Genomic DNA, 14408 nt, shown 5'->3' on the forward strand with positions numbered 1-14408 from the left:
TCGAGTGACACCAACGGATCATCACGTGTAGCAGCTGCAGTAAGTAGCCGCCCCGCAGCCCCGATAGGCGCACAAGTTGCCTGAACGCGGAAAGAGCTTGCGCTGCACCCGCACTGGCACCGCCAGCCCCAGCCGCGCCTCCCCCGACCTTCGAAGTTGCTGTGCTGATTACAACTACCGTAGGACTCCAGTGTGCCAGGCGAAACTCACCTCGAGCGGTGGGTCGCACCCATCGTCGGCTTAAGCTTGCCGCTCGAACGCTTCGACAATCTTGGAGGGAATCCGATGGCAAGGAAGGTCATCGTCGAACTGATCGACGACTACGACGGCAAGTCCAAGGCCGAGGAGACAGTGCGATTCAGCCTCGACGGCGTCGAGTACGAGATCGACTTGTCTGCTAAGAATGCACGCAAGTTGCGCGTGGTCTTCGAGCAATGGACCGCCTCTGGTCGCAGGATGGGCCGCGGCGCCCGGAGCAAGAGCAGGGCCACTGGCCGCACAGTGGCCAACAGGGAGAAGACTGGAGCGATTCGCAAATGGGCCAGGGACAACGGCTACACCGTGTCCAGCCGCGGACGAATTCAAGCGGACATTGTCGAGGCGTACAACAAGGCGAGTTAGGCGCACTGATCGACTCCCCCTGCGGCAGGCATCTTGGAACGGGGAGTCCATCTGCCCGGCAACACAACTGCGTCTCACTCACAGGACGAGAGCCGTACGGAGCTGAACAATCGTCCGATACGAAGCCGATTCACGAATTCTCGCCGACAAGCAGAGAATTAGGCCGATTGGCTGCATCGTCCCGTCAAAACCGGCATTCGCGCAACAGTTTTCGGTAACGGGCTCCATGCCTGTCGGTGTTGCGCAGTATGGTCAGCGCCATGGGAACCGAGGAGCGTCACGAAGCGAGAAAGCAGCATCAGACGGACGCTCCAAGACTTCGATCCCTGAGTCCGTCCTACGTTCCCGACCAGCACAAGGACTATGTCGAGATCCTGAAGGCTGAACTTACCAAGTCTGGTCTAGATGCGCCGCGCAATGTTGCACTCACCGGTCACTACGGCAGCGGCAAGAGCAGTGTGCTCGTGGAGACGCAACGGGCGCTTGAAAAGGACAACCTCAAGGTCATCAACCTGTCGCTTCCGAGTCTAGGCATCGGTGACGGCCGGATCCGCAAGGACGGCGACAAGGCGCTGGACAAGACCAATCTGATCCAGAAGGAGATCGTCAAGCAGCTGCTGTATCGGCGAAAGCCGTCGGACATGCCGGCCTCGCGCTACAGCCGCCTGGACACGTTCCAGGTGGGCCGAGCCCTCGGAGTCGCCGCCGGGGCCGGTCTGGCCGCGGCCGGATTCGCGCTACTTGCAAAGGTGCCGAACAAGGTGCAGGATGCCTTGCCACCCAAAGCCTGGGCCTGGGTCAACGGTCATTGGTGGAGCCACCTCGCGGGGTTACTCCAGTGGCTGAGCCTGCTTGCCGTCTTCGTGCTCACTGCGTCGGTCGCGATGTGGGCCCAGCGCCTACTGCAGCAACGCATCCGAGTCACCGAATTGGCAGCCGGACCGACCAAGGTAACGCTCTCCGATAAGTCCTCCTCGTATTTCGACGAGTACCTCGATGAGATCGTCTACTTCTTCCAGACGTCCCATACAGCGGTGGTGATCTTCGAGGACCTCGACCGGTTCAAAGATCCGCACATCTTCGAGACTCTTCGCGAGCTCAACCTGCTGCTCAACAACGCGGAGCAGACCGGCACGACGCCCATCCGGTTTGTCTATGCGATCCGGGACAGCATCTTCGAACAGCTCGACATCGAAGCCGCCCGAGATGACGAGACCGAAGAATCCAATGGCACCGGCCAGGGCGAAACGCGACGACTGATGTCCACCAACCGCACCAAGTTCTTTGACCTGGTCGTCCCAATGGTGCCGTTCATCTCCCATCGCACGTCGCGTGATCTGATCCGGCAAGAGCTGGAAATGATCGTGCCGGAGCAGCGCCCAGGCACCATGGTCGTGGATATTGTGGGTGCTCATCTCACCGACATGCGCCTGATCAAAAACATCTGCAACGAGTACGAGGTATTCCGCCGCCGGATCTTGACCGATGGCGGTCTGAAAGAGCTGACTGCCGATCGACTGTTCGCTTCGATCGTTTACAAGAACCTCTATCTCGCCGATTACGAGAAAATCCGCGACGGCACAAGCCTTCTGGACACGCTCTACCGTGCATACCGTGACTGGGTCACGCAGCTAACGGCTACCGCCCGAAGCACCGAACGCGACGCAAGAGGCCGTTTGAGCCGGATCGATGCCATCGGCTCACGCAGTGCGGATCTCGGTAAAAGACTCCAGGATGTCCTGCTGGCCCGATATGCACAAGACGTAGACACCAGCAACGCCCAAATCGTTGCCGGCCAGACTACCTACCAGTGGAGCGACATTGCGACCGGTGGTTTCTGGCACACGTACCTCCAAAATAGAGGGGGCCTGACGATCTACTACAGGAACTACCAACAACCGGAAACGTTGTCGTTCGACAAAGTACAGACCCTCATGGGGTATCCGCTGTTACCGGAGGACTGGACTGACGAGGCGAAGGCAGAGGCCGACAGGCAGATCACCAAAGCGGTCGCGGATCAGCGGGTCCTCCAGCATGCTTCGATGACCGACGCGCTCAGGGAGACTGACCGGCTCTTCTTCTACCGCGAGGCGGATCGCTCGATCGCCGATGTGGCGAAGGAACTGTTTGACGGCGCTGATCTCGTGCTGGAGTTGCTGCGGACGGGCCTGATCGACGAAAATTTCACTCTCTACATCACCCAGTTCCCGGGGCAGGCGATTAGCGCTTCTGCGATGAACTTCATCATCAAGGCAGTGCAACCGAACGACATGGACATCGAGTATCACTTCGGCGCCGGCGAAGATGTGGACACCGAAGACATCAAGGCGGTGCTCGACGCCGAAGCGTCGCGCCTGCTCGGCGGGCAAAGCATCTACAACATCGAAATTTTCGACTACCTCCTCGCGGAGGACCCAAGCAAACTCGACGAACCGATCCGGCGGCTCGCCGCCAATGCCGCTGACGACCGCAATTTCATCGATGCGTACCTGACATCTGGCAAGGCCGCTCCCGCGCTGGTTCAGCGCCTCAGCGGCATGTGGTCAGGCATCTTCGACTATCTTATCGGGCAGAGTCCGGAGGTGCGCAGTCACGCATTACTCGACGCCGCGTTGGCTGGCGTGCGCCCAGAGCTGACCTACACGACGAGCGCAGGGCAGTGCAGCGCGATCGCCACGGCCCTCCCCCAGCTTCCGATAATCACAGCGCCGCAGAGCGCTGAGCGAGCAGTTGCCATTGCCGAGACCATCCTGCAGATGGGTATTCGGGTCGACGACCTCAGCGTGGTTGCCGAGCCGCTACGCACAGAGTTCTCGAAGGGGAGCAGCTATCCGGTCACACTGGCGAACCTGCTCGCGATCCTCGGTGACCGAGCCGAGCTCTCGCTGGACAGCATCAAAATGGCCCGGGAGTCGGACGTCTATGCACATGTACTCGCTCACCTGCGCGACTACCTCGGTGCGCTCGACCAAGCCGCGGGCATACCCACGGTTACTGACCGCGATCAGTTTGCAGCAGTGCTCTCGGACGTCGGCGAAGCACACGCTGGCGCGCTGGAAGAGGTAGCACGTGGAGCGAGTGCCAATTGCATACTGAGCGATCTCGACCAGATCGACGAGTCCTTCTGGCCAGCCATCGCGCGCGCGCATCGCCTCGCTCTTACTGCACGAAATGTCGCGGCCTACATCGCTCAACACGATGTCGACTCAGACTTGGCGAACTGGCTCAAAAAGGCTGGAGCTATCACGGTCACCGCGGACGATACGACGCCACTCGAACCGCTGGCACTCAACCTTCTGAACGCCGGCGCGCTCGATGACGACGCCACGCTCGAAGTCGTTGACGGACTGGGACTAGAGCCGGGATCAATCGCTGCAACAAGCCTCCAGAAAGAGGCACACACCGTCTTGCCCGCCCTGGTACAAAAGCGATTGGTCCTCGACAATTCTGACGCTTACACGATTTTGGGGGACGACGAATGGGCGATAAAACAGAAGTTGATTTCGGTCTCCAAAGACTTCCCGACCTATATGACCGCGTTGCCGCTGAGCACGAACGAACTGTTCTGGATCGCTTCGGAAGCGGTGCCCGACGCCGTCAAGGATGTCCTACTCACTGAGCTCGAGGCGTTCACTCCTAAACTCGGCCCGAGAGCTGCAACCGCGCTCGCCCGTTGGGCCGCCGCTCAAGGTCGCACGCCGACCGCCGACGCAATCGTCACGTTGGCGACCAAGGGAGGCTCGGAAAGCGCTCGACCGATCCTTGAGCTGCTCGGCGCCCAGGGCAACGCGATCGACCTCGAATCGCTGAATGCTGCGCTCAATGCACTCGGGAGGCCATACAGCCAGCTAACGACGCCCGGACGGGAGCGTCCCAGGATTCCCGTGGGCGATGGTGTAGCGCCTGTCCTGGCTCGCCTAAAGGGGGAGGGCATCGTCAGCAAGTTCGAGGAGAATACGAAGAAGCATGTCTTCGAGGTCAGCAAGCGGTACTCATAAGGTCCGCAGAGCCGTCCCCGATCAACGAGCGATCCCTGCCCGTTGTCGATCAAGGGTCAATTTCGCGAGCACACGAGGCGGTAGGAGGCCGCAACCGGCGTCCATCACGACGGCTAACCGCTTCCCGAGCAGCACGAGCCGACGTTTCGGCGGGCATCCGGAAGAAGTTCTGACCGCGAGTGGCGCGACCCAATGGCCGATGCCGATGCCATCCAGAATCCAGAGCGAGGTGTATCCCATTGTTGCGCTACCAGAGTCGGCCGTCCGGGCCGTGCGGGCTCCAGCCTTGGAGATACGGTTTGAGGTCCTCAGGCTTCGGCTCCGGGACGTCGGGCACAACGCGTGACAGCTGCAGAATCGGGTTCATCGCGTCGAGGCTTCGTTCGACCTCGTCGAGATGTCGCAGGATGGCGTCGCGGTCGTCCCCGCTGTAATGTTCAGCCGCGTCTTTGGCCGCCGCAACGAAGCTGCGGTGCCGGCCGACGGCCTGCCATTCGCGCGAGCATTTTTTGAAATGCTCCCACCGAGCGTTCTCGAAGTATTGCTCTTTCGCGACCGCCATCGCTGCTTCCCATCGACGTCGGCGTTCGATCTTCTCGCGGTCGCGCTTCTGTTCCTCCCAGTCGGCGCGAAGCTTGTGGATCTCGAAAGAACGGAAGACCTCGGGAAGCTTGTCCTCCACCGTCACAGCCTTCGCGTCACGGTAGTGGTCACCGTTGTAGCTTGATCCTCGACTATGAACGACGAGTTCGAGCTTTCCGGTGCTGATGAACTCCCAGCCGCGGTTTCTGAGCCATGCGGGCAACTTCTGGCGTTGCCGCCACTGCCCCGGATCGATCTTCGGCGCGCCTCGGGCAGGGATCTCCTTGATCTGTAGCCCGTAGAGTCCGGCGGGTGTCCGTACCGCAAGGTGACAGCCTTTCAGGTCGCGTTTCTCATATGCGTCCGCGCCCTTCACGGCCGCAACTGTGGTGACGTCAATGCCGCGGACGGTGGCCTCGGTAGCGATAGCCTGCAAGATCCGTGCAGCACGCGAAACCTGATCGCTGCTGACAAAGTGCCAATCCTTGTCTGCCACATACGCCTTCACCGCTGGGTGGTACTTCGGAACGTGTTCGGGAATAGGAACTGGACGCGCGTCGACCAGATCATCGAAGTGTTCGGTGAACACAATGGCTTTCGGCTCGGAGCCCCACTTCCCGATGGAGATCATGTCCAGCTTCTTACCTTTGGGCCGCGCTGGAGATTTCAAACTCAATGCGACAAGGCGCCGATAGAATTCCTCGATCGCGTGATCCGGCTCCAGAACAAGTCGGCCGCCTGCCTTCTGCACCTGAGCGATCAATCGGTCGGCGTCCGACTCGCCGGCAGGTTCCTCAGTCGGCGACGCTTCGTGCCACTTTCGGCCGGCATCGGTGATAGTTGCTGCCCAGGTGCTGCCTTTCCCACTGATGCTGATGAGACCACGACGTTCCAAGGCTCGCGCAGTTGCTCGATACTCATAACCGGTGAAGACGCCGTCCTGGCATCCGTTGAGGATCCATTCGAGGACGTCGACCTGCTTCCGGGTCAGCCGTACGGGGTTGTTACCCATCTACCCATCATGAACGGCATCACCCTGCCGGGCTGATGATTTCGACCAATCACTCAGCCATAGCGCCCCCCGCCGGTCCGTTCGACGATGCATGCCGCAGGTCGCACTGCTGGCGCGGCCTCGCGAAGGTTCGCTACCGCAGTCGATGCTGCGTTGTTACTGCGACTTGCACTCCGCGCCACAGGGTTTCAGCTTCGAACCTCCGCCTTGCGACGCCTCCGGGTCGGTTTCGGCTCCGTCGTGCTCATGTCGGTGATCATTTCCAGGGAAGCGACAGCCGCGTTGAGCTGCGCGATCACTTTCGCGATCTTGGTGTCGTCAGGGACGAGTTCGGAATGTGGAACAACGGTCGCTTTCAGCAGGCGAATAACGCGTGTGAGGATGCTGTGCACGACCGACAGTTCGAACTCGCGCCAAACCTCCGGATGCTCGGATAGCTGATGGCCAGTTCTTCGAGACCACGTCAAAGGAGTCCGTTCAGCTTGCGCCCGCTCTTCCCGGATCTCGGTCAATCCGGCTCGGACCTGGCTTTGGCTCAAGTCGCAAACCGTGGCCAGCTCCGAAGTCGACAACCCGCCGGGTCGTGCCTGCATCAGCGCGTTCCATACCCGCTCACCTTTGATGTGCCGCGGTATCGAGATGGTTGCCATGGTCATTCGCCCCGGAGCAACCGTTCCAATGCTTCATCGACGCCGACATTGCCGGTATCGACCGCCGTCTCAATCCAGTCCGCGGTAGCACGAACCTTCGCGAGGTTTGTGTGCACGCGTTCCCTTTCCTCTGCGGTGAAGTCGTGTCCACGCAGATCCGGAACGATGCGTCCAGCGTTGGTGACGAACTGGGTGCACGCCGTGATCAGGTCGATGTACTCGATAGAATGCTCCACCCGTTTTGCCAGCTTCTGCTGTTTATTTCCGCGACCCACATTCAACCGTGCGTGGTCGAATTGCGCCTCGTTCACGGCGTGGCGAGCTGTTTTGTCTGCCATGGCATCGAATGCGACTGTTGGGCGACGGAGGAAGTCGGTGATCACCCGGCTAGCCACCGAGTCGTCTTTGGCAAGGTCGTGGATCCGATCGATTCGCTCCTGATCCGAGGTGGGTGTTTTCGGTCGCCACCCCGCTTCCCGCGCCGCACTGTCGGTATCCCACCGGTATTCGTTGGTGCGCTTATTCTTCGGCGGATGTGTCAGCAGTTCATAACGCTCGTCCAATCCGTCCTCCCCGCCACGGCCCGCGAAAATCTTGTAAATATAGAATGAGACGCCCTCCACTCGGTGGTCCTCCGGCCAGCGGGAAGCAACCCATCGATAATTTTCGAGTGTGGATGTCGGAATGCCGATATCCTCGGCGTAACTCTGGATCCCCCACGCAACGGTATACACACCTTCCGCGGGATCGACCGGCCCCCCATGGCGAACGTGCATGGGCTCGATCTCCAGCGCATTGTCACCGAGCTCGAACTGGCAGCGTGTTTGTTGCGCGACCAGATCACGACCACGTCGAACGAGTTGGTTGTACCGAGTTTTCGTAACGTTACCGATTTTCGTTGTCATCAGAAGCTCCTCGAACGGTTCACCATGGGCACCGCCGGAGATCCGAAGGTCGACGGCTGAACGCAGGGGCTTTCGTCTGTCTCGAGCGTCCGTCTGTGTCGGCTAACGAACGGATCTGCGGACCCATGGCCGCGATTCTCCGCCGTTCGAACACCGAAGACAAGGCCGCTTTCCATTGCATTTTCCCAGATCAATGGACATTTCCGCGCCATGCCTGAGGCGTTGCAGGAAGCCGTCACCCGTGACAGTTACTTCGAACGGCTACGGCAGCGCCAAGCTCGGGTGCGGCACCGATGGGAGCAGTACTTCGCGTCGGCACGATGGTCCGCCCCCGCGACCCATTTCTTCCCGCACACCGCACAGGTGCGTTGCGACTCGGCGCTTCGAAGCGCCGTGATCTTCGACCGGCTCTTGCGAAGCCATCGCCAGTGGCGACTCCGGCATGCAGCCGAACAGTACTGTGCGTCTGCACGGACTTCGTCTCCCAACGGTTTCGCGCAGCCGCGGCAATAGCTACCCATCGGACGCCGCCTCTTCCCTCGTCGAGCTTGTTCGCCTGGTCGTCCAAACACCCACTAACTGCACGGCCTTCACCATGCCTTCCCCCATTGTCGACCGAATGATGCGCGCGAACGTCGGCTGGCGCGCCCACCAACTGCAACCCATCCCACAGAGGACGTCAGCTACGTCACGCCTGACGCGGACTGCGGCAACTATCGGTCTGGTCGTGGTCTGTCCTGGGTCCGGCCCGAATTCCCGCCCTCGGCAGGTTCCGCTGCCGGTTCAGCGCAGACCGGTGAGGCCGCGGATCTCCTCATCACCGCCGGTGCAGGTGGCGGAGCAGTTCCTCGCTGACGACGTCTACCAAGACGTCGTGCACACCATTGAACCGATGACCCGGGCAATGGAACGGAAGCCGACAGCTGCCCGCTTAGGCGAGGAAGAAATACGTGACCTCATTCTGTTCGTGCTCAACGGCCAATTACGAAGGCAACGTGCACGGAGAGGTCTTCAACGAGAACGGAAAGACCGATTTTTTGTTGACATGGGAAGGTGACAACGCCTTCATCGGTGAGTGCAAGATCTGGAACGGGCCAAGAATTTCAGCGAAGCGATCGATCGACTGCTCCCGCTACGTCACCTGGCGCGATATCAAAGCCCCGCTGGTGTTGTTCGTCAAGTCGGGCGTGCCCACAAATATCCCCGCCAAGGCCGAGGCGGAGATCACCCAGCACACGTGCTACGTCATGTCCAAGCCGGCAGGCAGCGGTAGCCGGCGCGACTACGTCCGTCGGACACCGACCGACACATCACGTCAGATCGACCTCGCGTTGGTGTTGGTAGTCATCTCCTCCGGCAACGGCCCTGCATCTCGATAGCCGCGGATCCGGACTCACGGGCTTCGACCCGATCACTACGAGGTCACAACCGAGCCCTGCCCTCCAAAGGACGCGCGGCTATCAAGGCACGCGACCTATTCCTGAAGCCCACACCAGCGCAGACAGAACCCGACTATCCAACGGAACTCCCCTCACGCCCTTCGATCGCGAGGACGCGCACTCGCTCGGATGGCGAGTAATCACGCAGACTGTAGATCCACTCACGACCGACCTCCGACTCTGTCAGCATGGCACGAAGTCCGTTGTTGGACGACGGATCGTAATAGCCGAAGCGCTGCACACCTGTCGCCATGAGGTCGCCAGATCGGCCAATCGACGACATTGTCCGTGCTGCTGTAATGAGTACCTACACTATGCGGGGGACGTTTGGTGCGCATTACGCTTCGTTGTCCATTTCGGCCAGCTGTCTACGCAAGTTGCTGGCAGCCGCCTCGGCTTCCTTCAGCTTCTTCTTCAGTGCTGCGCGCGAGGGCGCCTTCGCCTTCGGCTTCTTGATGGGCCTGCCCGGCACCAACCAGCCGTTCGGTTCGCACGACACGATCCGGTGGGCGTATCGGCAAATACCACAACGCTGTTCCGGAGCGGGTTTCGGTAGGCCGGCGGCAACCATCCGCCTGACGTGCTCATGACGGGCGCGCAGGTCTTCGTCGGACTCCTCGGTTGCCGCCCGATCAAGTTCAGCCAGTCGAGATTTCCGCTGCTCGTCTGTGAGTGTTACGACCGATCCGTTGCTCGGCCGCCAATCGAGATCCTCCACCGTGACCTCCTTGTAGTGCCCGCATGCCAGAGTTGTGCTCCAGTGCGCGAGAGTTCGAGGTTCAGGGTGACGGATCTTCTCCCAGAGATCGGGTTCGTCGGACAAATAGTCGGGTGGCTCTACTGGGTCGGCGGGCTGGTCCACGATGCGGCGCTCGCCCCATTCGACAATCTCCCGGTAGCTATCAGACATGCCCGTACACACGTGCTCGACTTCGCCAGGTAGAAGGTCGCCATCGATCAAGCCACTGCTCGGCCACACCCGATCCACCGGCGAATCCATGTCGCCGTGGATCAGCAGCTCCTTGACGCAGCCGCAGTCCAGACGAACGCGCCACCGAAACAGATCGTCAGCTGTGGGCGTCCTCAGCTCCCAGAGCTCCAGTAGCTCGGACGGAACACGCTTCCGCTCCTGTTGCCGACTGTCGTTGAATTCCTTCAACGCTTTGGTCGCCGACTGGGCGGCGCCGGGAATCTTTGGTCCGGTCGCGCACCATGCTGAAGCCAGACCCACGTTTCGGCTCGATATAACACCCCGTGGGACACGGCAGATCGGGCAGGGCTGAACCTTATCCGACCATTCCTGGTCCTGGTACCACCGTCGCCGGATCGCATGACCGCAGGTGAGACCGAGTTCCCATTCGTCGTACTGGCGTGACTGTTCTGATGTCTTGTTCCCATACAGGAGGCGTGCAATCGTGGTCCGCTGTTCTTGGCTCATCGGTGGCGGTGGACAGCACCACGAGCAGTGCAGGACCTCGGACCCTGCCACGCTCCAAGAGCCTTCGCCGCACTCACGGTGTCGCTCGAGGAACGCTTTCCTCTGCTCGTCGTGGGCCGCGGCCGGTTCGTTGCCGCTACCACGCAGCGGGTGACCGCATCCGCGACATGGCACTCCCTCTTCGAATTCAGCTCGCGAAAGTCGCGTTCCGGCCTTCTCCCACAGGCGGTCCCGGGCAGCGCGCCGCCCGGCTCGGCGTTCGGCGTCCTGCGCCGCCGCGCAAATTTTGGCCTGTGCGCGCTGCTGCCGTTGTTCCTCGGTCAGTTTGGCCACGCCTGCTGTCCCTTCGGTTTGTGACCGACGGAGACCCTCGGCCGCCTCACCTCACCATGCGCACCGACACGCTACGCCAAAACGTTGCCCGCGGGTTGGGAACGTCGAGACGGCTCGACGACGATGCGGCGCAACGGTTGTCAGGCCCTACGAATACGTGGGCCCTCTGGTCGAGCAGAGTGAGGTTGCGCCGGCTCCTGGGCAGCTGCGCCCGCTGCCGTCCCACCGCCGTCGTGGTGTACCGCTGGAGACGTATGAGCTGACGCGAACCGACCACCGCAGCCAGAGGACGGCTGAGGCCATCCACAGCGGTGTCCGCGACAGATGAAGCAATTCAGAGCGGAACAAGCCGCGGATCCCGAGCTCCGGGAACAACGAACAGCGACTTCCCTGAGCGTCTGGAAGACGCTCATGAGCTTCAAAACCCGCGATTGCGAGATCATGCAGTGGCGAGTCCGCCTGTATTGCGGTCATATCGTGATGACGAGCCGGAATGGCACAGTCGAGGATCCGACGATGCACGGCTTGTCATCGATGCGGTGCCCGGAATGCGGAAAGGAACCCGCGCGCATCGTTGCGTACGAGCCGGTCGGACTCTCTGTCCCACGTCCGAACCAACCTCCCACGAGTGAGTCTTGCCCGCCCGAAAAGCGGCCCACCCGTAAACATCTTGAGGCTCGAATCATCGAGTTGGAGGCGGAGTTGAATGCGCTACGCCGGAACTCCGACGATTGATGGGGTGCGCTACAACCCGAAGGCCCTGACGGTCAAAGGCCCAGCGGTCCGGATCACACCGGTGGGTACCCGGCGGGTGTGATGATTCAGTCGCAGGCAGGTATAGTTGTGCTTTTCCTGTTGTCGGCTCTGCGCGCATGCCCGTCTGCGACAGGCGGGAGTCGATACACCCGGTGGCCGATGTCGCCCCGGGAAGCGTTGACCAACACCGGCGCGATTCGGACTCGACGGACAAGTGAGCGGCTCGGCCCATAGCGCTGGCGTCGCCAATGCCCGCGTCGGATGTGTGGGGCGACCTGTGCGCCCGAGTAGGCACCGTCGCCGGAATCGGAGCGGGCAGTGGTTTTGACATTCAGAACGCGGACCGTCGCGGCTGCGTTGGTCAGCCGCCGTCGATCGGCATCCAGCTGTATGGTGGCGTGCAGATCCCCGCCGGCGGAATCGTCCTCCGGTCGATGCCAGTCGCCCCAGGCAGTAACGGCCGCCAGGTTGATCACCTGGTCACGAAATGCGGTGCGTTCTAATGAAGCTGGAAGAGTCCATCGACCGAGTACGCCACCCGACTTCGCGGGAATGGTGAGGCACCAAGCGAACTCGTCGTCCAGTCGGCCTAAGGCATCGGCGAGAAAGACGATTCCCTCTACCCGAGCACCCAAGTGTGCAGTGTAGTCAAGCATGCTGAGCCGTTCGCCTGTAAACCCCCGGGTCCCCGCCGAGAGTACTTCTGTAATCGTCTGACGCCGAGACCGTTCCTTGGCGGCAATATCTGCCACGATGTGGGCAAGCCATGCGTACGCCTCATCGAATCCAGGAATATCTAACTCCAGGATCGGAGCCAACTGCAATGGGTCAGCAAATGCAAGAAAGACTTGCGGGTAGGGCAGCCGAAGGTCGCCGAGGTCGTCGGACGAGAGTGGCTCGGAGTCAACATAGGTGACTGTGTGTCCCGGAGGTAACCAGAACGGCACTGCCGCTTGGGTAGCAACCGCGATGCGTGAGTGTGCTGTCGAGGTGCCGCAGTCGGCGGGTGACCGAAACGCGCGACCCCAAGCGGCAGCGGCGTACCAATGGCGAAGCGTGGCGGCATCGGCGGGAACGGGATGCCGAGGCGTAGCGTCGACGGGCGTAGGGATTCGAGAGCGTATGCAGTGTTCCGTTTCTGCTGCGAATGTGCGATGCCATGCGTCGAACACTTGGCGTGGGGGACGTGCAGCGAGCGCGTTTCGAGACGCGGCGCTCATCGTGGCGGCGGGTTGATCCGGCACCTCGGGAAGACCGACGAAATCGGTACGGATTGAGGTGAATGCAAGACCTAATCCAAGGTCGGGCGATATCGACTCTCCGGACGGTTCCACGATCCAGGGCATGGGGTGCCACGCGCTCACAGCCCGCACCGAAGCATCGAGTACGGTACCCGCCCTCCGGACCAGGGTTGCGGGTTCGGTGTCAGTGGCGCTGGCGAGGTGGTCGGTTGAAACTTCGTCAGCGGGAATCCTACTGATCAACAGATCTTTGAAGAGCTTCTTTTGCTTGTCGCTGTGATGGTGTATTGGGTCGCGGGAACGTTCCCCGCGGGCTCGTTGAATCCTCACAGCTGCTTCGGATGTTAATTGCGCCACAGGCGTGGTGCCGATATCCAGCAGGGCCTGGTCAACACCGGAGACGATTGCCAGGAGGTTCTCCGTGCCTTCGCTGAAGGTATCGCCTAGTTCGTCGATGTACTCACTGGCTTTGCCCCATCTGACCTGTATCAGTCGCATCTGCTCCTGCACCTTCGACCGCCACGGCTGTAGAGCGGCGATCTCGTTGATCAGGCGGTCTGCTTCGGGTTGGCACGCTCGATCTCGGTCATCGCATGCCTGGCGCAGTTTGGCTTTGAGCGCGTCGACCTCGGCGCGCGTCGACAAAGCGTCTTGCAGCAGGTGTTCCTCCGCGGCAAGATCGGCCTGGACCTGCGCGATCGCCGTCTCGGTTTCGCGGAGATCCCGAGAGTACTTGGCCTTTTTGTGTCTACCGCGTGCCACCGATATCACTCTCCGCCGACTGACTTGTGGACGTGCAGGGGCGCGGGGACAGTGAAGCCCACGACATCTCGCCTGCTCAGGTCCTCGCTGATCTCTGCTCTGAGGGCAGCTTCGCGGTCCAGTTCTTCTTGAACGAGCGCGAGGTTGCTGCGAACGGCGGCCGATAGGGTTTGGGCCACCCCGGTTTCGCGTAGGCGGAACAGGATCCAACGGATGTTGTCGGCGGATGCCCACGATTTGGCGAGCTCGGTCGCCAGCGCGTCGGCTCGACCTCTCAACTCCTCCAAAGTCGGACTGACTACGGCGTCGCGGTCGCGGTAAGCCTGCTGTGCCGCTGCAACCAGGGGTGCTGGGCTCGGGGTTGTCTTCTCGACATCCATTCTCTTACGGCGGATTTGACCGAGGTGGGTTCGGAGAGCACTCAGCTGCTGCGTCAGCTCGTCCAGACGAGGATCAACCTCCGCCGTCATCGAATCCCCCTTGGTACGCTTGCCATTCCACCTGAGTAGATCACTAGATATGGGACATGATGCAACAGAGCGAACGCCTGTGAGCGCGGTATGCCCGAGATGGCTGCCGAATGTTCGCTCTCCGGAATCGGAGCGCTCATGGCCGACTGACGGCCCTGGGTTTCTCGCCGGCCGGCAGTGACCGCAGCGCAGGGCAGGGCT

Annotated in this window: 9 protein-coding genes; 3 read left to right on the forward strand and 6 right to left on the reverse strand. The window is 61.2% G+C overall.

Translation table 11 applies throughout. The annotated features are described in order from the left end of the window. Positions 1-192: 192 nt before the first annotated feature. Positions 193-621, forward strand: a complete 429-nt coding sequence (locus C5E41_RS14460) for a histone-like nucleoid-structuring protein Lsr2 (RefSeq protein WP_308706058.1) — start codon at positions 193-195, stop codon at positions 619-621. Between the two features lie 260 nt (positions 622-881). After that, positions 882-4619, forward strand: coding sequence for a YobI family P-loop NTPase (locus C5E41_RS14465; RefSeq protein WP_146097553.1), 3738 nt, complete (start codon positions 882-884; stop codon positions 4617-4619). A gap of 247 nt (positions 4620-4866) precedes the next feature. On the opposite strand, the gene C5E41_RS14470 is transcribed toward C5E41_RS14465, so the two are convergent. The 3 genes from C5E41_RS14470 to C5E41_RS14480 form a co-directional block, all read right to left on the reverse strand. Continuing rightward, entirely contained in the window at positions 4867-6213 is a 1347-nt protein-coding gene (locus tag C5E41_RS14470) for a hypothetical protein (RefSeq protein WP_104376361.1), read from the reverse strand. Between the two features lie 188 nt (positions 6214-6401). Beyond that, positions 6402-6869: a hypothetical protein gene (locus C5E41_RS14475; RefSeq protein ID WP_104376362.1), complete on the reverse strand. Its 468-nt coding sequence runs from the start codon at positions 6867-6869 to the stop codon at positions 6402-6404. Further along, positions 6866-7768, reverse strand: coding sequence for a DUF6192 family protein (locus C5E41_RS14480; RefSeq protein WP_146097554.1), 903 nt, complete (start codon positions 7766-7768; stop codon positions 6866-6868). The genes C5E41_RS14475 and C5E41_RS14480 overlap by 4 nt, the downstream gene beginning before the upstream one ends. A gap of 995 nt (positions 7769-8763) precedes the next feature. On the opposite strand from C5E41_RS14480, the gene C5E41_RS14490 reads away from it, so the two are divergent. Continuing rightward, positions 8764-9147, forward strand: coding sequence for a hypothetical protein (locus tag C5E41_RS14490; protein WP_104376365.1), 384 nt, complete (start codon positions 8764-8766; stop codon positions 9145-9147). A 397-nt stretch (positions 9148-9544) separates the two neighbouring features. On the opposite strand, the gene C5E41_RS33300 is transcribed toward C5E41_RS14490, so the two are convergent. The 3 genes from C5E41_RS33300 to C5E41_RS14515 all read right to left on the reverse strand — a co-directional run bounded on the left by C5E41_RS33300 (position 9545) and on the right by C5E41_RS14515 (position 14207). Continuing rightward, positions 9545-10978 carry a hypothetical protein gene (locus tag C5E41_RS33300; protein WP_146097555.1) on the reverse strand — a complete coding sequence of 478 codons (1434 nt, stop codon included), beginning with the start codon at positions 10976-10978 and terminating at the stop codon, positions 9545-9547. An 821-nt stretch (positions 10979-11799) separates the two neighbouring features. Further along, positions 11800-13737 (reverse strand): hypothetical protein, encoded by a 1938-nt coding sequence (locus C5E41_RS14510; protein ID WP_146097556.1) that lies wholly within the window; start codon positions 13735-13737, stop codon positions 11800-11802. Between the two features lie 5 nt (positions 13738-13742). Continuing rightward, a complete protein-coding gene (locus tag C5E41_RS14515; RefSeq protein ID WP_104379978.1) occupies positions 13743-14207 on the reverse strand; it encodes a hypothetical protein in 465 nt (154 codons plus the stop codon). Between the last annotated feature and the right edge of the window lie 201 nt (positions 14208-14408).

Origin of the sequence: Nocardia nova (assembly GCF_002933465.1) — a bacterium.
Taxonomy (GTDB): domain Bacteria; phylum Actinomycetota; class Actinomycetes; order Mycobacteriales; family Mycobacteriaceae; genus Nocardia; species Nocardia nova_B.

What these genes read in the sequence shown, in the direction of transcription:
- C5E41_RS14465 (WP_146097553.1), top strand. Translation starts at nt 882, where the DNA reads ATGGGAACCGAGGAGCGTCACGAAGCGAGAAAGCAGCATCAGACGGAC.
- C5E41_RS14470 (WP_104376361.1), bottom strand. Translation starts at nt 6,213, where the DNA reads ATGGGTAACAACCCCGTACGGCTGACCCGGAAGCAGGTCGACGTCCTC.
- C5E41_RS14475 (WP_104376362.1), bottom strand. Translation starts at nt 6,869, where the DNA reads ATGACCATGGCAACCATCTCGATACCGCGGCACATCAAAGGTGAGCGG.
- C5E41_RS14480 (WP_146097554.1), bottom strand. Translation starts at nt 7,768, where the DNA reads ATGACAACGAAAATCGGTAACGTTACGAAAACTCGGTACAACCAACTC.
- C5E41_RS14515 (WP_104379978.1), bottom strand. Translation starts at nt 14,207, where the DNA reads ATGACGGCGGAGGTTGATCCTCGTCTGGACGAGCTGACGCAGCAGCTG.